This window comes from Halogeometricum limi, assembly GCF_900115785.1.
Classification (GTDB): Archaea; Halobacteriota; Halobacteria; order Halobacteriales; family Haloferacaceae; genus Halogeometricum; species Halogeometricum limi.
Genome location: NZ_FOYS01000002.1, coordinates 195684 through 214442, shown reverse-complemented (window position 1 = coordinate 214442; position 18759 = coordinate 195684). Strand labels below are relative to the sequence as shown.

Annotated in this window: 22 protein-coding genes; 7 read left to right on the top strand and 15 right to left on the bottom strand. The window is 67.1% G+C overall.

Annotated features, from left to right (window positions below):
- Positions 1-92: 92 nt before the first annotated feature.
- From BM282_RS05960 to BM282_RS05945, 4 genes are all read right to left on the bottom strand, one after another.
- Positions 93-878: an alpha/beta fold hydrolase gene (locus BM282_RS05960; RefSeq protein ID WP_089877941.1), complete on the bottom strand. Its 786-nt coding sequence runs from the start codon at positions 876-878 to the stop codon at positions 93-95.
- A gap of 373 nt (positions 879-1251) precedes the next feature.
- The gene (locus tag BM282_RS05955) at positions 1252-1548 is read right to left on the bottom strand and encodes a chorismate mutase (protein WP_089877938.1); all 297 of its coding nucleotides are present in this window, start codon (positions 1546-1548) and stop codon (positions 1252-1254) included.
- Positions 1545-2399, bottom strand: coding sequence for a shikimate kinase (locus BM282_RS05950; protein ID WP_089877935.1), 855 nt, complete (start codon positions 2397-2399; stop codon positions 1545-1547). The genes BM282_RS05955 and BM282_RS05950 overlap by 4 nt, the downstream gene beginning before the upstream one ends.
- An 84-nt stretch (positions 2400-2483) precedes the next feature.
- Complete coding sequence (locus tag BM282_RS05945; RefSeq protein ID WP_089877932.1) at positions 2484-2954, bottom strand: MaoC family dehydratase; 471 nt, start codon at positions 2952-2954, stop codon at positions 2484-2486.
- Positions 2955-3068: 114 nt separating this feature from the next.
- Between BM282_RS05945 and BM282_RS05940 the strand changes: the two genes are divergently transcribed.
- Entirely contained in the window at positions 3069-3497 is a 429-nt protein-coding gene (locus tag BM282_RS05940) for a DUF5796 family protein (RefSeq protein WP_089877929.1), read from the top strand.
- Entirely contained in the window at positions 3497-3727 is a 231-nt protein-coding gene (locus BM282_RS05935) for a DUF7508 domain-containing protein (protein ID WP_089877925.1), read from the top strand. Before BM282_RS05940 ends, BM282_RS05935 begins: the two co-directional genes overlap by 1 nt.
- A 44-nt stretch (positions 3728-3771) precedes the next feature.
- On the opposite strand, the gene BM282_RS18445 is transcribed toward BM282_RS05935, so the two are convergent.
- The gene (locus BM282_RS18445; protein WP_175501405.1) at positions 3772-3912 is read right to left on the bottom strand and encodes a DUF7128 family protein; all 141 of its coding nucleotides are present in this window, start codon (positions 3910-3912) and stop codon (positions 3772-3774) included.
- A 203-nt stretch (positions 3913-4115) separates the two neighbouring features.
- Here BM282_RS18445 and BM282_RS05930 point away from each other — a divergent pair, with 203 nt between their 5' ends.
- Both BM282_RS05930 and BM282_RS05925 read left to right on the top strand, forming a co-directional pair.
- Positions 4116-6263: a CDC48 family AAA ATPase gene (locus BM282_RS05930; RefSeq protein WP_089877922.1), complete on the top strand. Its 2148-nt coding sequence runs from the start codon at positions 4116-4118 to the stop codon at positions 6261-6263.
- 106 nt (positions 6264-6369) lie between these two features.
- Entirely contained in the window at positions 6370-6693 is a 324-nt protein-coding gene (locus BM282_RS05925) for a hypothetical protein (RefSeq protein ID WP_089877919.1), read from the top strand.
- A 5-nt stretch (positions 6694-6698) separates the two neighbouring features.
- Here the strand turns inward: BM282_RS05925 and BM282_RS05920 are convergent, their stop codons facing one another.
- From BM282_RS05920 to BM282_RS05900, 6 genes are all read right to left on the bottom strand, one after another.
- Positions 6699-7412, bottom strand: a complete 714-nt coding sequence (locus BM282_RS05920; RefSeq protein WP_089877917.1) for a class I SAM-dependent methyltransferase — start codon at positions 7410-7412, stop codon at positions 6699-6701.
- Positions 7413-7461: 49 nt separating this feature from the next.
- Positions 7462-10308 carry a DEAD/DEAH box helicase gene (locus tag BM282_RS05915; protein ID WP_089877914.1) on the bottom strand — a complete coding sequence of 949 codons (2847 nt, stop codon included), beginning with the start codon at positions 10306-10308 and terminating at the stop codon, positions 7462-7464.
- Positions 10309-10365: 57 nt separating this feature from the next.
- Positions 10366-10491 (bottom strand): transporter, encoded by a 126-nt coding sequence (locus BM282_RS18745; protein WP_217642687.1) that lies wholly within the window; start codon positions 10489-10491, stop codon positions 10366-10368.
- Between the two features lie 85 nt (positions 10492-10576).
- The gene (locus BM282_RS05910) at positions 10577-11368 is read right to left on the bottom strand and encodes a metallophosphoesterase (RefSeq protein WP_089877911.1); all 792 of its coding nucleotides are present in this window, start codon (positions 11366-11368) and stop codon (positions 10577-10579) included.
- Between the two features lies 1 nt (position 11369).
- The gene (locus tag BM282_RS05905) at positions 11370-13358 is read right to left on the bottom strand and encodes a hypothetical protein (protein ID WP_089877909.1); all 1989 of its coding nucleotides are present in this window, start codon (positions 13356-13358) and stop codon (positions 11370-11372) included.
- Positions 13355-14629 carry a Single-stranded DNA binding protein gene (locus BM282_RS05900; protein WP_089877906.1) on the bottom strand — a complete coding sequence of 425 codons (1275 nt, stop codon included), beginning with the start codon at positions 14627-14629 and terminating at the stop codon, positions 13355-13357. Before BM282_RS05900 ends, BM282_RS05905 begins: the two co-directional genes overlap by 4 nt.
- A gap of 81 nt (positions 14630-14710) precedes the next feature.
- Here BM282_RS05900 and BM282_RS05895 point away from each other — a divergent pair, with 81 nt between their 5' ends.
- Complete coding sequence (locus BM282_RS05895) at positions 14711-15091, top strand: DUF7510 family protein (protein WP_089877903.1); 381 nt, start codon at positions 14711-14713, stop codon at positions 15089-15091.
- 31 nt (positions 15092-15122) lie between these two features.
- Here BM282_RS05895 and BM282_RS05890 read toward each other — a convergent pair whose 3' ends face one another.
- Together BM282_RS05890 and BM282_RS05885 are read right to left on the bottom strand one after the other, a co-directional pair.
- On the bottom strand, positions 15123-15560 hold the full coding sequence (locus BM282_RS05890; protein ID WP_089877899.1) for a universal stress protein: 438 nt from the start codon (positions 15558-15560) through the stop codon (positions 15123-15125).
- A 92-nt stretch (positions 15561-15652) separates the two neighbouring features.
- On the bottom strand, positions 15653-16684 hold the full coding sequence (locus tag BM282_RS05885) for a glycosyltransferase family 4 protein (protein WP_089879434.1): 1032 nt from the start codon (positions 16682-16684) through the stop codon (positions 15653-15655).
- Between the two features lie 102 nt (positions 16685-16786).
- Here BM282_RS05885 and BM282_RS05880 point away from each other — a divergent pair, with 102 nt between their 5' ends.
- Positions 16787-17449 (top strand): 2,5-diamino-6-(ribosylamino)-4(3H)-pyrimidinone 5'-phosphate reductase, encoded by a 663-nt coding sequence (locus BM282_RS05880; protein WP_089877896.1) that lies wholly within the window; start codon positions 16787-16789, stop codon positions 17447-17449.
- A gap of 103 nt (positions 17450-17552) precedes the next feature.
- A complete protein-coding gene (gene trxA / locus BM282_RS05875; RefSeq protein ID WP_089877894.1) occupies positions 17553-17891 on the top strand; it encodes a thioredoxin in 339 nt (112 codons plus the stop codon).
- On the opposite strand, the gene BM282_RS18440 is transcribed toward trxA, so the two are convergent.
- Together BM282_RS18440 and BM282_RS05870 are read right to left on the bottom strand one after the other, a co-directional pair.
- Positions 17892-18065 (bottom strand): hypothetical protein, encoded by a 174-nt coding sequence (locus BM282_RS18440; protein ID WP_175501403.1) that lies wholly within the window; start codon positions 18063-18065, stop codon positions 17892-17894. It lies immediately after the preceding gene.
- Between the two features lie 226 nt (positions 18066-18291).
- A complete protein-coding gene (locus tag BM282_RS05870; protein ID WP_089877891.1) occupies positions 18292-18615 on the bottom strand; it encodes a NifU family protein in 324 nt (107 codons plus the stop codon).
- Between the last annotated feature and the right edge of the window lie 144 nt (positions 18616-18759).

Sequence of the window (18759 nt, the reverse complement as noted above, 5' to 3'; positions counted from 1 at the left end):
GTAACACGGTCGCGTGTACTTTTCCGGTATCCAAGTATCCCTTCTGTGGTAGTTGGTGATCGTTCATCTCTCTCGCGTCCGAACAGTTGTGTTCACTCGTCGTTCGCAGTGCTCGTAAGGATTAGTTCGGTCGCCTCGTCGGGAGCGTCCCAATGAGGGTAATGCCCACTGTCCTCGAACCAGTACAACTGAGCGTTGGGGAACCTGTCCAGCGCGCGTTTTGCCTGCCTGGGCAGGGTAACTCGATCCTTGCGCCCCCATCCGATTACGACCGATCCCGGTGTGGAGTCCGTCCCCGGTTGGCTCGGGCCGAACGCCAACCGACGAAGTAGTTCGTCAAACGACGGCGAGTCGGCGAAGGTCCGCATCTCCTCCCGTGTGACCTCGGCGGAGAGGTCCCAGGGCCGTGCCGAGAGCTGAATCAGGAGCATGGTCCGACCGACGGCACTCCCCATCAGCCGGTCCATCACGGGTTGGAGGAGGCGAACGAGACGTATCGAGGGGGCGAGCGTCGCGTAGAAGAAGTACCGCTCCCACCCCTTCCAGAACCCACCGGGATCGAGTGCAACGGTTGTGCCGACCTCCCCGCGGCGCGCGAGTTCGAGGACGAGTCGCGCTCCCATCGAGTTGCCGACCACGTCGACGCCGGCGAGGTCGTTCGCATCGAGAAACGAAGTGACGGCATTGGCAAGGGTGTCGATGGATACTTCACCGGAGAGCGCCGGCGTCTCCCCGTGACCCGGGAGGTCCACTGCGACGACTTCCCGTTCGGCGGCCAACCCGTCGAGGATGGGGGTCCACGTCCGCCAACTCCCGCCCAGTCCGTGGATCAAGAGTAACGGTTCACCGGACCCGCGACAGACGTGATTCATCTCCATACACTACTAGGGAGGCTCCAGGGTTGTATCAGTTCGTGTACGAAATCGAAACTCGTCGTCGCGTGCCGCTCGCGGTTGTCCACGAACAGCGATTCTGCGTCAGGGGATGTTGGCCACTGAACGACATCTGATTGAACGGAATACGGTCGCAATCCGACCGTCTTGTCGAGGCCCCTCGGCAGGGACTCGATACCGCTGGCGTCCCTGACTCGTGAGTCGCCAGTCGAGCCCCGCCAGTCGATGAGTCAGGCAGTCGACCGACCGACGGTTGCGTCGGGGCCCAGCAGGAGGGTCCCGTCCAGTGACTCGAGGCCGATGTTGTACTCGTTAGCTCCGTAGATACAGGTGCGTAAACGGGACGTCCGGGTCCCTACTACCTGCTTTCCCGCTGCTCTACCTTGTTCATCTCGATGAGCAACCGGAAGATGGCCTTCACGAGGTTCGAGTCCACCTCGAAGTGCGCCGCGTTCTTTCCTGCGCGTTCCATCACACGCTCCTCTTGGGATTCGTCGGTGGTCGGCAGGTCCTTCTCGGCTTTCACCTGCGCGACGGTGTCGGCGACGTACGTCCGCCGCGCGATGAGTTCGACGATGCCGCGGTCGATGTCCTCTATCTCTTCGCGCAGTTCGTCCAGGTCCATCTCTTCGGGTCGTGTCTCGTTCTGTGTCATCGGATTCGTCCTCCGTCGTTTCGCGTCGTCGTCAGCCACGTCGCCCCCGGTCGGTCGCCCCACAGGTCGCGGACGGGGTCCAGCGCACCGCTCTCACTCTCCGCGACGGCGACGACGCTCGGTCCCGTCCCCGAGAGCGAGACGCCCGCCGCGTGAGGCATCGCCTCCACGGCGGGGTCGGTGGGGAAGTCCAGCGCCGCCGAGAACGCGAGGCCGTTGACCGTCATCGCCTCGGCGTACCGGCCGTCTAAGGCGAGTTCGGCGACGAGTTCGGCCATCGGCGCGACGTTCGCGCAGGCGTCGACGTCGGCGTCGGCGCTGTAGGCGCGTTCGTGGGGCGTCCAGACGAGGACGTCCCACTCGACCGAGTCCCGGGAGAGCAGTTCGTCCTCGGCGTTGTTCGTCACCGTCACGCCGCCGAGCATCGACGCCGAGGCGTCGTCGAACGCGCCCGTCACCGTCACGCCCGCGTCGCGGGCCGCTCTGACTCCGAGCCGACACGCCTCCTCTCTGTCGGGGTCGACGCCGAGTGCGTCCGCGGTGGCGAGCACCGCGGCGTTCGCGGCGGCGCTGGAACTCTTCAACCCGGCGGCCATCGGCAGGTCGCTCTCGGTGCGGACGGTGCCGCCGTAGTCGTCGTCGCCGTATCGCTCGACGGCGAGTTCGACGCAGCGCTCTATCAGGCGCGTGTCGGCGTCCTCGTCTTCGGCGACCGACCCGCGAACCGCGTCGGTGTCGTCGAGTTCGACGGTCGCAGTCGTCTCTGCGTCGATAGCGAACGCGGACCCGACGCCCGTGGCGAGTGCGTTCAGAACCGTCCCGGCACCGAGGGCGACTGCGCGGCCGTGCATACCTGTACGGAATCGAGCGGAGTCAAAGGTGTAGCGGTCCCCGCCGTATTGGCCTCTGTCTGCGCGGTCGGTCTGTGCGACCCCTCACGCCGCGATACGAACCATCCCGAGCACCGTCCACGTGACGACGACGTCGCCGTCGGCGTTCGTCCCCGTGACGTCCACGTCGACGTACCCCCGGTCGGGGTTCGACTCGGAGACGCGCTTGGTCGTCACCTCGACCGAAACCGAGAGCGTATCGCCCGGCCGAACGGGTCGGTGCCAGCGCAACTCGTCGACGCCGCGGCCGCCCATGAACGCGACGCGCGAGAAGAACGCCTCCGTCGCCAGACGGTTGCAGGCGCAGTAGGTGTGGAGGCCGCTGGCGACGAGGCCGCCGAACATCGAGTCGGCTCCCGCATCGTGGTCGAGGTGGAACGGTTGCGGGTCGTACTCGCCGGCGAAGGACGTAATCTCCGCTTCGGTGAGCGTCGTACTCCCCCGCTCGAACGTGTCGCCGACGGCGAGTTCGTCGTACGTGAGCGTCGTCTCGGTGGCGGCCGATGAAGCGTCCATACCTCCTTCGACACGACGAACGACAAATCGGCTCCGCTTTCGACGTCGGTGCCGTCCACGCCTTCGACCGACCGTACCGCGCATCTTTTCACCGCACCGGCGTAATCTCGACCAATGAGTGCGCGAAACGACGTTCCGCCGAGTACGCTCGGCGTCGAACTCCTCGACCACGGCGTGCAAGTCGAGTACCTCGACGGGCGAACGACGCTCTATCACGGCGTCCCGGAAGCGGTGACGGGGACGCTCACGACGCGTCCCGCGAAGGAGACGCACGTCCTCGTGACGGACCCGACGGAGACGGAGGGCGTGATGATGTACGTGAACGACCTGAAGACGCACGACGACATCCTCGAATCCACGGGCGTCGGGCGCGTCGTCCTCGAACCCGACGAAGAGGAGGAACTGTTCCCCGGCGTCACCGTCCGCCGAACGGGCGGGATGCGAACCGAAATCGAAGCGGACCCCGAGGTGGCCCGCGGCCGCGTGTTCGTCTTCGAGGAGGACGACTGGGGGGAGTCCTCCTACGAGTTCGTGACCGAGTGATGGCGCTCCGAAAACGCTGGCGGTCGCTCGAACGCAAGACGGTGGGCGCGGCACCGGACGCCTACGGCGTCGTCGAGTTCGGCGACGACGACGGCGACGTGCTTCGGGCCGCCGCCGGGTTCCTCCCGGACGAACTGCGCGAAGAACTCTCCTACGGCGACGCGACGAAGGTGCGCTGGAAGCGCGCGCAGTCGGCCGACCACGCCGAGCGACTGCTCGCAGACCTGTAGTTATCGCGGCCGCCGACGCCGACTGCCGCGTCGTCGGTCGGCGTCTACTGGAGGTACGACGGGGTGTCGTCATCGCTGTCGCAGTTCTCCTCGTGCATCTCCGCGTCAGTCTGCGAGTCGAACAGCAGTCCGCACTCCTCGCAACGGTACCACGTCGCGTCGTCTTTCTGAGTCGTGGACACCATACGTTGAGATGTGGTAGCACGAATGATAACGTTTCTGCCAACTCGGGGCCTCGGACCGCGTCGTCCGACCCGTCGCGGTCGTCCGGAGTGGCGTCGCCTCGTCGCGGTCAGTCCGTCGCAGTCGCGCCATCGGAGTCGGGCGGTCGCGCGGCGAACACGTCGTAGACGCTACAATAAAGGCCGGCGGACTCCAAGCCGACACCATGCCAGACGACGAGGGTCTCGAACTCACCGTCCGCGGTGCCGAGAAGCGCGACGCCGGTCGGGGAATCGCCCGCCTCCCCGAGTCGGCCAGACAGCGACTCGGCGTCCTCAGCGGCGACACCGTGGTCGTCGAGGGGTCCCGCGAGACGGTGGCGAAAGTGTGGCCCGCAGGCGGTGGGACGCCCGACGGCGTCGTCCTCATCGACGCCGACACGCGCACGAACGCCGACGCGAAGATTGGCGAGACGGTCCGGGTCCGGAAAGTCGACGTCGAAGACGCCCGGTCGGTGACGTTGTCGATGCCCGACGACGTGGCGTTCACCGACGACGACAGAGCGGTCGAACTCATCAAGCGGGCGATTCAGGACAGACCCATCCAGTCGGGCGGCCAGATTCGTTTCGAGTCGCTGAGCGCGGACCCGTTCGTCGTCAGCGAGACGAGTCCCGACGGGATGGTCCGCGTCACGGGCGACACCCGACTGAAACTCGGAAAGAAGGGGACCGTCAGTCGCGTCGTCACCAGCGTCTCCGGCGGCGAGGACGAGGACGCCCCGACTGGGGTCACCTACGAGGACATCGGCGGACTCGACGAGGAGTTGGACCTCGTCCGCGAGATGATCGAACTCCCCCTCTCGGAACCCGAGGTGTTCGCGCACCTCGGCGTCGACCCTCCGAAAGGCGTCCTGCTTCACGGCCCGCCGGGAACGGGCAAGACCCTCATCGCCAAAGCCGTCGCCACCGAGGTGGACGCGACGTTCATCACCATCTCCGGCCCGGAGATAATGTCGAAGTTCAAAGGCGAGTCCGAGGAGAAACTCAGAGAGAAGTTCGAGGAGGCGAGAGAGAACGCCCCGGCCATCGTCTTCTTCGACGAGATAGACTCCATCGCCACCAAGCGGGACGACGGCGGCGACGTGGAGAACCGCGTCGTCGGCCAACTGCTCAGCCTCATGGACGGCTTGGACGCCCGCGGCGACGTCATCGTCATCGGCGCGACCAACCGCGTCGACTCGTTGGACCCGGCCCTCCGCCGAGGCGGGCGGTTCGACCGCGAGATAGAAATCGGCGTCCCGAACGAAGTCGGCCGCCGCGAGATTCTGGAGGTCCACACCCGGCGGATGCCGCTTGCCGACGAGGTGGACGTGGACCGACTCGCCGCGCGGACCCACGGCTTCGTCGGTGCCGACTTAGAATCGCTCTCGAAGGAGGCGGCGATGACGGCACTCCGGCGCGTCCGCCGCGGCGGCGAGAGAGTCGAGTTCACGGACCTCGAAGTCACCCGCGAGGACTTCGAGGCGGCGATGGCGGCGGTCGAACCCTCCGCGATGCGCGAGTACGTCGCCGAAGCCCCGACGACGACGTTCGACGACGTGGGCGGTCTGGAGGAGGCGAAACGCACGCTCGAACGGGCGGTGACGTGGCCGCTCACCTACGCGCCGTTGTTCGAGGCGGCGAACACCTCGCCGCCCTCCGGCGTCCTCCTCCACGGGCCGCCGGGAACGGGCAAGACGCTTCTCGCGCGCGCCATCGCGGGCGAGAGCGAGGTGAACTTCATCCACGTCGCCGGACCGGAACTCCTCGACAGATACGTCGGCGAGTCCGAGAAGTCCGTCCGCGAGGTGTTCGAACGCGCCCGACAGGCCGCGCCCGCCATCGTCTTCTTCGACGAGATAGACGCCATCGCGGCGAACCGCGACTCCATGGGGTCCGACTCCGGCGTCGGCGAACGCGTCGTCTCGCAACTGCTCACCGAGTTGGACCGCCTCGCGGACAACCCGAACGTCGTCGTCCTCTCGGCGACGAACCGAAAGGACGCGCTCGACCCGGCCCTCCTCCGGCCCGGCCGCCTGGAGTCGCACGTCCTCGTCCCCGACCCGGACGTGGACGCCCGACGGGCCATCCTCGGCGTCCACACCCGCGAGAAACCCCTCGCCGAGGACGTCGACTTAGACGAACTCGCCGCGCACATGGACGGGTTCTCCGGCGCGGACATCCAGGCCGTCTGCCGCGAGGCGACGATGCGCGCGATAGAGGACGTCGCAGAAGCGTACGAGGGCGCGGAAGCGAACGACCACGCCGACGAGATTCTCGTCACGCAGGAACACTTCGACGCCGCCCTCGGCGTCGTCTCGGCGGCCGACGACTGACTGCTCGCCTCCCGAGACTGTCTCGCCGCCGCGCAATACGGAGTTATCTGACCTTCTCGCTAGTATGCGGTATGTACACAGTAACCGATGAGAGAGAGGGTCGGCCGTGAGCACCTCCGGATGGCGACGACGCGTCGGAGACGAGTGGGGACAGTTGACCGGCGGTCCGCTCTCGGCGACGTGGTGGCTCACCCGCGCCGTCCTCCGCGTGGCGTTCATGGAGGCCATCTTCATGTTCATCATGCTATTGAACACGCGGCCGGAGGTGCTGGAAGGAGTCATCGCGGGGTCGGAACCGTGGTGGGCGCTCCTCGTCGCCATCGTCACGACGCCGATACTGTTGGGCGCGTTCCTCTTCGTCGCCGTCGTCTCGTTCGTGCTCCCGTTTCTCCCCCGGCGCGACCCGTCGCGTCCCGGCGCGTGGCGCTGAGGGGTTCACTTCTCCAGTCGCGCTCTGTAGTATCCCGTTCCGCCGTCGCCGTAGGTTACCTCGGTGACGTTCCACGCCGTCCCCTCGCATGCGTCGCGGAGTCTCTCGGGCGAGAACGGGCGAAATTCGAGGAGCGGTCCGACCAAGTCGCGGCCGCGGTACTCCACTCGGAACCGTCGACGCCCGATACCGTCCTTGTCCGTCGGACGATTACCGTGTGAGCGGCCGGTTCGCTCGGGGTCGTACGAGTCTATCGACGCTTCACCCGTCGTCGTCGTGACGCGAGCGAGTTCTCTGAGGAAGTCGCGGAGTTCCGTCCTCGACTCCGCGAGCGTTGCCTGCGTGCCGTTCACCAGCGCCGTCTCGAACATCTCGTCACGGACCGGCAGGTGAAACATATCGGCGACGAAGGCGTCGACGCCGCGGGCGCGGGTCGTCCGAACGGCCATCCGACTCGCGTCGAAGGCGACGACGCGGCCGCGTTTTCCGACGAGTCGGGCGTAGCTTCCGGAACCGCATCCCACGTCGAGCATCGGCGTCCGGAGGCCGTCGACGAACGCCCGTTCTCCCGCCGACCACTCCTCGTACGGCGTGAAGTAGAACTCCTCGATGGACGCGTCCCACGTCTCTCCGGACTCGGGGTCGTAGTGGACGCACGACCCGTCGTAGTCGTCGTGCAGGAAGTCCCACATCGCCGTCCCGAGGGCGTCGTCGGCCACGCCCGGAACTCGAACGGGGAACGTGATAAGCGTTCGATAGGTGTGCGAGTCAGTCCCAGAACGACTGCGTCCGGGCGTACTGTCGCTCCTGTTCGAGGATGTCGCGGTAGAAGTCGTCCTCGTCCTCGCGGAGTTTCCCGATGATGCGGGCGGCGTTGTGGGGGCCGACGCCGCGGGCCGCGAGGGCGACGACGGCCTGGTGGCCGTGGCTCTGGACGAGACTCGCCGAGCGATACGCGCGCTTCTTCAGTCGGTCCTGTTCCTCGTCCGGGTCGTTCGCGCGAACGGCTTTCACCGTCTCGTCGTCCCACGGGTTGAGACAGGCGATGCGCGTCGCCCCGCACTCGGGACACTCCGGTTGGTCGCGGACGCGGCGCACCTTCCGCGTCGTCTTCCAGTCCGTACAGTGCAGACAGAGGAGGATGACCCGGTCGTTCTGGATGCGCTCGCGGATGGCCTGGATGACGCTCGCGTCGGCGTTCTCGGGGACGAGCAGTTCCCTCCCGCTCGACTGCCCGTCGATGCCGATGGGCGTCCGTTCGCGCGCCGTCTCAAGCGACACCTCGCCGGCCCGTAGCTTCCGGAGGAGGGCCGCCGTCTCCGACACCGCGAGGTCCACGTGGAACACCTCTCTGACGGCTTCGTCGTAGATCGGCGTGTCTTCGAGGGCGGCCATCAGTCGGTCGCCGCCGAAGCGTTTGTTCCCCTGATAGCGTTTGAGCGCGCCGAACTTCGCGGCCACCTGCGCCAGCGTGAACTTCAGCGACTCGGAGTGTTTCAACGCCAGTTCGAGGATACCCTCGACGTGTTCGGGGTCCGTCGTCTCCAACACCTCCGCGAAGTCGTGGACCGACGCCTTCGGCGGAATCTCGAACTCGACGCGGTAGGCGTCGGTGTCGATACCGATGGAGGACCCGGTTCGCTGGCCGACCAGTGCCGCGAGCATCCGCCCGAGCGTCTCGTTCACGCGGTGGCCGTAACAGGAGTTGAGCACGACGGTCCGCCCCTGTCCTTCGAGAACGAGACGGTCGGCCGTCGGAACCGGCAACTCGGTCTCGACCTGTCGCTCCGTCGGCTTCAGCGACTTCGAGACGGTGCGTTCGTCCGTCGGATACCGGTGGAGGAAGTCGCGGGCGACGGCGGACCGTTCGCCGCCGCGTTCGAACTGACGGGCCGCCGTCTCGCGTATCTCGCCCACCTCGCCGGCGACGTGCGCGGGGACGGGAATCTCCGACCCGGTCCACGACGGTACCTCGCCGCCGGGGTCTTCGATGGGCGTCACGTTCACCTCCGCCTCGTCGTCGTCGATGTCGTTGATGCGCCACATCTCGCCGCGTTGGATGAACGACGCGCCGGGTTCGGCGAAGTTGACGACGAACCGTTCGTCCAGCGTCCCTATCTGCCGACGCGAGGACATATCGTACACGTCGTACGTCTCCTCGTCGGGAATCATCGACAGGTTGGCGTAGAAGTACTGCCACGTTCCACTCGACTTCTCTAAGACGTCCTTCTCCTCGTCGACCCAGAGGAGACGGTTCTTCGACAACTCGCGGACGATTTGGCGGAACGTCTCCTCCTCCAAATCGCGGAACGGGTACGCCGCCCGAACTAGTTCGTACGTCTCTCGGGCCGACACCTCGCCCTCGTCCATCACGACGCCGACGACCTGATTCGCCACGGTGTCGAGACTCGCGTGGTGGATGCGCGCGGGTTCGACCTCACCGGCCTCGGCCTTCCGCGCGATGGCGAGTGCCTCGTGGGTGTCGTCCGGCGAGGACGTGACGATGGTCCCGCGAGAGGTCTGGTCGCGGCGGTGACCCGCGCGGCCGACTCGTTGGAGGAGTCTCGACACCTCTCGGGGACTCCCGTACTGGACGACGTGGTCGACCCGCCCCACGTCGATACCGAGTTCCATCGAGGAGGTACAGACGAGGGCGTCCAACTCGCCCGCCTTGAACCGGTCTTCCACGTCGATGCGGACGTCCTTCGAGAGCGACCCGTGGTGGACCTCGATGGGTTCATCGAGCGTCTTAAAGCGCGACCCGAGTGCCTCCGCGGTCTGACGGGTGTTGACGAACACCAGCGTCGACTCGTGGTCGCGGACGATGTCGCGCACCACGCGGACGTGACTCGCTATCTCGTCGTCGGTGGCCAGTTTCCCGGCGAGTTGCTGGTCTTCGCGCGTCACGTCGGGGCGAACGACGGTGAACTCCACTTTGCTCCCGGCGTCGACTTCGACTATCTCGAAGCCCCTGTCGCCGGTGAGGAACTTGCCGACTTCCTCGGGTGACCCCACCGTCGCGGAGAGGCCGATTCGCTGGAAGGGACCCGCGACCCGCCGAAGGCGTTCCAGGCCGATGGTCAGTTGCGCGCCGCGTTTCGCCGAGGCGAGTTCGTGCACCTCGTCGACGACGACGTGGCGCACGTCGGACAGCGCCTTCCGCAACTTCTTGCCGGTCAGCATCGCCTGTAGCGTCTCCGGCGTCGTCACCAACACGTCCGGCGGGTCGTTCGCCTGTTTCTGTCGCTGGTACTGCGTCGTGTCGCCGTGACGGACGTCCACGTCGACGTCCAACTCCTCGCCCCACCAGTCGAGTCGTTCTCGCATGTCGCGGTTCAGCGCCCGGAGCGGCGTGATATACAGCGCGGAGAGTCCCTCGCGGTCTTCGGGGTCGGATTCGACTATCGAGTCGAGGACGGGAAGCATCGCCGTCTCCGTCTTCCCCGTCCCGGTGGGGGCGATGACGAGGGCGTTGTTCCCGGCCGAAAGCGGGGGAATCGCGCGACGCTGTGGCTCCGTGGGGGTGGTGAAGCCTCGTTCCGAGAGCGCCGCCCGAACCGTGTCGCCGAGCGCGGTGAACGCGTCCATTCCGCGCGCGGCACTCGCGTCTCCCATCGTCCCTCGTAACGGCGCGAGCGGATTAAGCACACCGCTCGCGGTGGTCTCGTCGCGTTACTCGACGAGGAACCGGTAGGCGATACCCGCGAGAATCAGGATTGGCGCGAGAACCGACGTTATCGGTTCCGGGACGAAGAACAGGACGATACCGACCAAGACGATGAGTGTCGACGTTCGCATACCACGGGGCTACTCGGAGGCCGATGTTAGGTGTATTCGCCGTTCGGCTGAGAGTCGCCAGACGGTGAACGAGCGAGCGTCGCGTCTACACCGACCGATACGGCCCGAGTCGCGTCCCGTCCAAGAGGTAGGCGTCGGCGTCGAACACCCCGTCGGGGAGGAACGGCGAGAGGAAGCCCTGCCCCTCGACGTTCACCCACGTTCCGCCGGACCGGTCGTTGAACGCCGGAAAGACGACGAGTTCGGGCGCCCGCCAGTCCAGTTCGCTCACGTCGATACCGAGGTGGTCGGCGAACGGTTCGGGGTTCATCGGCCCGCGAAGCCACGCCCGTTCCTTCCGCCCGCCGCCGACGTCGTCTTCGAGTCTGACGGCGGGGTGTTCGTGCGCCGCGCAGACGACGTCGCTCTCGACCACCTCGCGGGCGGGCCACGTGTGGCCGTGGACGAAGCCGACGCGTCCGAGTCGGACGCCGGACCCGTCGGTCACGTCGATTCGGTCGCCGAACGCCTCGGCGATGCCGCCGTCGTGGTTCCCGCGAACGAGCGTGACGGGCACTCGCGGCGTGACTCTGTCGACGAGTATTCGCAACTCCTCGGACTCGTCGCCTTTCGGGTTCCCGATTCGGTGTCCCAGGTCGCCGAGGACGACCAGTCTGTCCGGGTCGGTGCGGTCGAGCAGTCGGGTGAGTCGCGCGAGGCGAACGTCCGCGTCGCTCTCCAGTTCGATACCGCGTTCGTAGCGCAGGCCCGCCTCGATACCGGCGTGGTAGTCGGCGACGACGAGCGCCGTCTCGTCGTCCGCGTCGGGGCCGAGGCGGGCGACGGCCGCCGGGTCGCCCGGGACGGGTTCGACTATCGGGCCGTCTCGCCGCGCCATCTCAGATGGACTTCAGCGTCCCCTCGGTGGGTTCGTAGCACCGGCCGCCCATCAGCGCGCTCTGAATCGCGTCCTCGACGTCGTCGGCGTCGGCACCGTGTCGGTCCACGAGCGTCGAGACCACCGTCTCGCGGTCCGCGCCGTCGCCGTCGTCCAACTCGGCCATCAACTCGACCACGGCGTCTTCGAGGTTCACGTCTTCGGCCGGTTCGGCGTCCGCGTCGGCGGCGGCGTCAGCGGCGTCGTCAGCGGCGTCACCGGCGTCGTCGTCGCCGTCGGCGTCCGCGGTGGGGACGGTGTCGTCCGCGGCCGTCTCTGCCTCCGCGGGCGTCTCCACGTCGTCCGCGACGCTCCCCTCGGACGATTCCGCGGCCGCCGTCGGCGACTGCGTGTCCGGACGCGCGTCGTCCGGCGTCGCGGCCGGTTTCTCCGCCGTCGGTTCGGATTCGGCGGCCGTCTCCGACGGCGCCTCGCCGTTCGTCTCGGCGTTCGCCTCCGTCGCTTGCGCCTCCAACTCGTCGGCGTCGGGGACGTCGATGTCCGCCTCGCCGGCGTCGTCGACTTCGTTGCCGGTGGAGAACTCCGCGCCGAACTCTTCTTCTATCTCGGCGCGTTCCTCGTCGTCCATCTCGTACATCTCGCCGGTGGACGCCGCGGCTTCCGTCGTCGGCGTCGTCTCGTCGTCGCTCGTCTGCGGCGTCTCGGAGTCGACGCTGGCCGGTTCGCTCGTCGTCTGCGCGTCCGCGTCGCCGGCGTCGAAGTCGCCGAGTCCGCCCGCGTCCGTCTCCGCGGACGCCGCGTCCGCCGTCTCCGGTTCGTTCGTCGTCTCCGATTCGCCCGCCGTCTCGGCGTCCGCGTCGTCGGCGTCGAAGTCGCTGAGGCCGCCGGTCGTCTCGTCGTCGGAGTCCGACTCGACGGCCGACTCCGTGGCTTCCGTCGCCACCGACTCGGCGTCCGTCGCCGTCGCGTCCGTCTCCGTCCCCGTCTCCGACATCGACGGCGTGTCGAGCGTGTCCGTCGACTCCGACGGCGCGCCCGCGTCGTCTGTGACTTTCCCGGCCGACTGCGGGTCGTCGTTCGCATCGGGAGTCGTCTCAGAGTCGCTCACCGTCGACTCGTCCGCCGTCGGTTCGCTCGCCGTCGATTCGGCCGCCGGCGGTTCGTCCGTCCCCGACTCGGCCGCCGTCTCGACTTCCGCGACGGTGTCGTCCGCGTCGTCGGCGCGCGTCTCCGTGACGGCGACGGCGCCTCCCTCCGGAGCGGACGCCGCCGCGACGGTCGGAACCGGACCGAGTTCGTCCGGGCCGGTGTCGCCGGGCGCGACGGTGAGCGAGTCCACCGAGTCGCGTTCGCCGGCGACGAGTTCGAGCGCTTGCACGGCGAGCGTTCGGACCGCTTCGAGGTAGTGTTCGGTCGTCCCGTAGTGGTCTATTGCGAGGGGGACGCCCGTCGCCAGCGACTCGGCGACGCCGCGGGCTTCGAGGGCGACGCGCAAGTCGTCGCCGCGGCGGTCCATCGCGAGCGCTTCTTTCATCGTCGCGACGCGGTCGAGCGTCGCCCGCGCCGCGGAGACGACCCAACTGTCGCGCGTGTTCGCGTCGACTTCGTTGATGCTCTCCGGTCGAACCGAGGTGAACACGCGGTCGGAGTCGTCGGGTTCGTACGTCCGCGCCTTCCCCGTGATGGAGACGAACATGGGCGGCGTCGCCCGGTCCAAGAAGTTCATCGCCTCCGGTTGGTACTGTCCGGCGTAGGTGACGAACACGCCCGTCGGGTCGGCGATGCGGCCTCTGAGAACCTCCTCGTTCACCGACTCGACTTCCGTCAGAGCGCCGACGGCGAACAGGCGGTTCACTCGCGCGCCCGTCGGCGTGACGACGTAGTTCGGCGCGCGTTCTTCGTCGCCCTCCGAGTACGACAGCGAGGCGTCGTCGAACTCGGCGGCGAACAGTCGGTAAGCCACCTCGCGGCGGTTCTCGACGACGCTCATGCCGTCACCTCCGAGAGCAGGGCCGTCGCACGCGCGGCCGGGTCGTCGTCGGTCTCCTCGAACTCGGTCGCTTCGAGGTTCGCGCCGTAGTCGTCCACCGAGAGGTTGCCGCGGACGCGGAACTCCCGGCCGACCACGCGCTTTCGAATCTCGTCGGCGACGACTTCCTTGTCCATCGCCTCGCGGGCGGCGTCCATCGCGTCGGCCATCGTCCCGCCGTACAGTTCCTCCGTGAGGTCGCGGTCGAGGACGGCGGTCACCGTTCCGCTGCCGTCGTCGAGAATCGCCTTCACGCGCATGTCGTCGTCGCCGTCCACGTCGCCGTGCGTCCGGCACTGACCGTTCTGGAGGACGCGTCCGCAGTCGGGACAGCGTTCGATGAGGCCGGAACCGTCGCGTACTTCGAGCAGGTTGCCGACGACTTCCACGTCGAACATCCCGCCGGACCCGACGGCTTCGCCGACGCGCATCCGCGGCGCGTCCTCGTTCACTTCCACGTCGCGCGAGAGGGGTGTGACCGTCGAGAACTCCGAGAGGTTCACCTGCGGGACGCCGCGGAACTCGCGGACGTAGACGTCCTCGAACCGGAACGCCTCGCCCTCGCGGAGTTCGGGGCGCGCGCCCCAGTCGGTGAAGGGGAGTCGGGCGGACTCGTCGGCGACGACGCCCGACCGGATGGTGGTGTCACCGTCGCGCCCGGAGATGACTCGCTCCTCGGATTCGAGGACGCGAACCTCGACGTTGCGGCCGCGGTCACCCGCGCGCAGGTCCATCAGGTCCGTGTCGCCGCCCACCTCGTACGCCGTCTCCACGGGCGTCGTCTCGACGGCGACGGTGGAACTCTGTCCGAGGTTCAGTTCGGGTTCGCCCTCCCACTCGCGCACGCCGGCGTTGCCGATGGTGAGCGAGTCGCCGGGTTCGAAGCCGAAGTCCTCCCACGCGGTGTAGGATATCTTGCCCGTCGCGTCGGCGAGTTCGCCCTCTCGAATCGTTTGTTCTTCGCCCTGGTAGCGAATCGACCGCTGTCCGACGGTGAGGACGCGGACGGTCACCGTGACGTTGCCGTCCTCGGTGGAGATGTCCGCGACGTCTTTCGCCGTCGGCGTCGCACTCGCGCCGTCGCCGCCCCCGCCGTGCTTCCGGCGGATGCTCTGTTTGGCCTCGTCTATCGGCACGCTGTACGATATCAGGTTCTCTAGGTCGGATTTGACCTCCGCTTTGTCTACCCCGAGGGTGGAGGCGAGTTCCTCGGCGTGGTCGTCGATGTCCATCGCTCGGAGATAGCGTCCCGTTCGGTAAAAAGGGTTCCCGGAGTACGAACTGCTAAGTGCGATGCCGTCTCACACCGAGACATGAGTGACGCGGCCACCGACTCCGGAGCAGAACAGGTTTCGCTCTCGGTGAACATCGAAGACGGCGAGACGGTCATCACGATGCGCGGCGACAGAGACACCGCCGTCGTCGTCGAGTCTGAGGTTGGAGAGCGTATCTACCTCCCGCCCGAGGACTTCGAACGCGACGCGCGCCGACCGAACGACAGTCCGTACCAGTCCGCACGACAGGACAGTCCGTATCAGTCCGCACGCGAGGATAGCCCGTACCAGTCCGCGCGCGACGACTCGCCGTACCAGGCGGCCAGACAGAGTCTCCCGCGCGAGGGACTCGTCCCGACGGCCGACGGCTACCGCATCCGACATCCGGAACCGGTCACGGACGTTCGACTCCTCCGCTAACGACGCTCGACCCGCCGTCCTCTCGTCCGACTCACACTCCCTCAGTCGCTTCGCCGCGGACGCCGTCGACCCGTCGCACGCCGCCCGTGATGGTCACCGGCCGGTCGGCGTCCAGAACCACTTCCTGCGTGACGCTGCCGAACAGCAACGACCCGAGCGGGGAGCGTTTGCGGCCGCCGAGGACGACGGCGTCGACGTTCAGTTCCTTCGCCGCCGCCAGAATCTCGGTCGCCGGGTCGCCCACGCGGACCAACTCCTCGACGCCTATCTCCGCCTCTGTGAGCCGTTCGTACGCCGCGCGTCCGCCGTTTATCTGTCGGGGATTCGTCGTCTCCGCTCTATCCCTGTCGGAGAACACGTGCAGGAGCGTCACCGTAATCTCCGCCGCCGCCGGCAACGCGGCCACCGCCTCGGCCTGTGCGTACCCCCGTTCCTCGTTCCCGTCTATCGGCATCAGTACCTCGAACATGCTAGCACGTACCACTGCTCGGGCGATATATCCCACAGATACCGGGCGGAAACGACGGGCGAGTAGCGGACAGGCGGCCGGCGCGAACGCGGTTACTCGCCGGCGATTCGCTCGTAGAAGTCGATGGTGTCGTCGACGACGTCCGCCCACGTGACGGGGTCGTACTCCGGCGGCCCCTCGAGCGAGAGGCCGTAGTCGATACCGTCGGCCAGCGAGTCCGACGCGGGTTCGACTTCGATGACGCAGTCGTCCGGGAGCACTTCGTTCACGCCGCTCTCGGTGGCGACGACGCGCGTGCCCGCCGAGAGCGCTTCGGTGATGGTGATTCCGAACGGTTCCGACAGCGAGGGGGAGACGAACAGGTCCGCCGAGGCGTAGTAGTCGCCGAGCGCCTCCTCGGGGATGTAGCCGACCCACTCTATCTGGTCTTCGACGTCGAGGAGTTCGGCGAACTTCTTCAGTTGCGCCGTCAGGTGGCCCGACCCGCCGACGACGAGCGTCACGTCGTCGCGGCGGAGTTTCTCCATCGCGTAGACGAGGTGAGAGATGCCCTTCTGGTCGGTGTGTCGCCCGACGAAAAAGAGCATGCTACCGTCGATGTCCAACTCCTCTTTCAAATCCCGGCCGGTCGTCTCACACTCGGAGAAGCCGTTGTAGATGACCTCGGGGTCGCCGCCGTAGAGGTCTCTGACCCGTCCCGCCGTGAGTTCGCTCACCGCGAGGAGGTGGTCGCAGCGTTCGGCGATTCGGCGTTCCGTCTCGACTTCGCGCTTCGGTGGGTCGAGGTTCCGGTCCGACGACAGCGAGTGGAACGTCGTCACCCACTCCACGTCCGCGTTCGACTTCGCGCGCGACCCGGGGCCGTAGCCGAACCAGTCGTGCGTGTGGACGATGTCGGCGTCCTGCGCGTGTTCGGCGAACGCCGAACTGAGCCGTCCGATGCGGGTGATGATGTCGCCTTCACCCGTCGGAACGCCGTGTATTCCGTCTCGGTCCTCCGGCGCGTACTCCGCGGGGAGGACCAGTTCGATATCTACGCCGCGCGCTTGCAACCCGTCGAACATCTCTCCAACGTGGGTGTCGAGACCACCACTTACGTTGGGCGGGAAACCCCAGCCCAGCATCAACACTTTCGGCGGCATTACTGTCAGGAAATACCACGGAGGCATATATAACTCCCGTCCGTCGACCGAAATTCGCTTCCCGCGGGCTATCCACGGACGTGTATGCACGTCGTCGTCAACGCCGCGACGAGCGTCGACGGAAAACTGTCGACGCGGCGGCGCGAACAGGTGAAGATAAGCGGCGAAGCCGACTTCGCTCGCGTCGACAGGCTCCGCGCGGACAGCGACGCCGTCCTCGTCGGCGTCGGCACCGTCCTCGCGGACGACCCGCACCTGACGGTCGACGACGCCGACTTCCGCACCGAGAGGGCGGCGGCGGGACGCCCCGCCCACCCGGCCCGCATCGTCGCCGACTCGCGCGCGCGGACGCCGACGGACGCTCGCATCCTCGACGACGCGGCGACGACGTACCTCCTCGTGAGCGAATCCGCGCCCGACGACCGACGCTCGGCGCTCGAAACCGCGGGCGCGACTGTCGTCGTCGCGGGCGAGTCTCGTGTCTCCTTTCCCTCGGCGTTCGCCGAACTGGAACGTCGCGGTATCGACCGACTGATGGTCGAAGGCGGCGGCGAGGTCATCTTCTCGCTGTTCGAGGCGGGCCTCGTGGACGAACTCTCGCTGTACGTCGGGTCCCTCGTCCTCGGCGGCCGCGACGCCCCGACGCTGGCCGACGGCGAGGGGTTCGTCGAGTCGTTTCCGTCGCTCGAACTCACCGGCGTCGAGCGAATCGACGACGGCGTCCTCCTCACCTACGACGCGTCGTGACGGAGGCGGGAGGACGACGCCCCACCGACGAACTCCGCCGGTCGTGCGGCCGAGCGACACCTCCTCTCAATAGTTAAGGGCATCGAGTAACTATTGTTCACCGATGAGTACACCGGAAACGAAGGGGAAACCCGTCCACGTCGAGAGCGCCGACCAACTCGAACGGTTCGTCGCCGAGAACGACGTGGTTCTCGTCGACTTCCACGCCGACTGGTGCGGCCCGTGCAAGATGCTCGAACCGACCGTCGAAGAGATAGCCGCCGAGACGGACGCACTCGTCCTGAAGGTGGACATCGACGAACTGCAGGAACTCGCCCGCGACGAGGGAATCCGGTCGGTACCCACGCTCCAGTTCTACGAGAAGGGCGAACAGGCCAAACGCGTCATCGGCGTGCAGGACAAATCCGACCTCGTCGCCATCGTCGAGGAACTCTCGAACTGATCACTCGGCGGCGACGGCGCCGACGACGACGCGGTGCGCCGTCTCGGACTCGTGACGGTGCGCGACTTCTTCTGCGGCGTTCCCGTCCCGTTCGACCGACTCGGTCGGGCAGTCGCGACAGACGACGTGATAGCGCGTTCGAGTCTCCGGTGAATTTCGGGTCGTCTCTTCCATACCCACACAAACCGGGTACGTCCCTATAGATACGACTGGGCTATCGCGGGTTTAATCACCGACTTCGGGCGGTAAACGGGCGGTAACGAGCGATCGATTTATGTAGTATTCCGTCGACCGGAACCGGCGCGTTCGGCGTCACGCGGTCGGAACGGGGTTCGGGCGGGGGTGAACAGTGCTCGGACGGGGAGAATGCATTCGGGCAGTCAGACCGGCGTTCGGACGGTCAGAACGGCGCGTCTTCGCGACTCCGGGCGAAGGGGTCCTCGGGCGTGTCGTAGTCGAACGACCCGCCCGTCGTCGCGTGCACCTCCAAAATCTCGTCGAACTCCGTCACCATCCGCGACTTCAGGGCTTGGACCGTCATCGGAGAGATACCGCATCCCGAGCAGGCACCGCCGAGTGATATCCAGACTTCGCCGGACTCCTCGTCGATGGCGTCGATGCCCGCGCTCCCGCCGTGCATCTGTATCTGCGGGAAGTTCCGCTGCATGAATCGGTCCAGTCGGTCTTCGAGGGAGGGTTCGCCGCCCGCCGTGTCGGTACTCATGCCGGGAGGGATGCGGTCGGGAGATATAGCGTTTCGCTCCGCGGCACGGCGGTGCGCGTGGGAGCGACGAACCGCCGGCACCGACCGACCGACCGCAGGCGGTGCAGTTCGGGGAGGGCTTTTTAATTCGGAGCGAGTATCGTG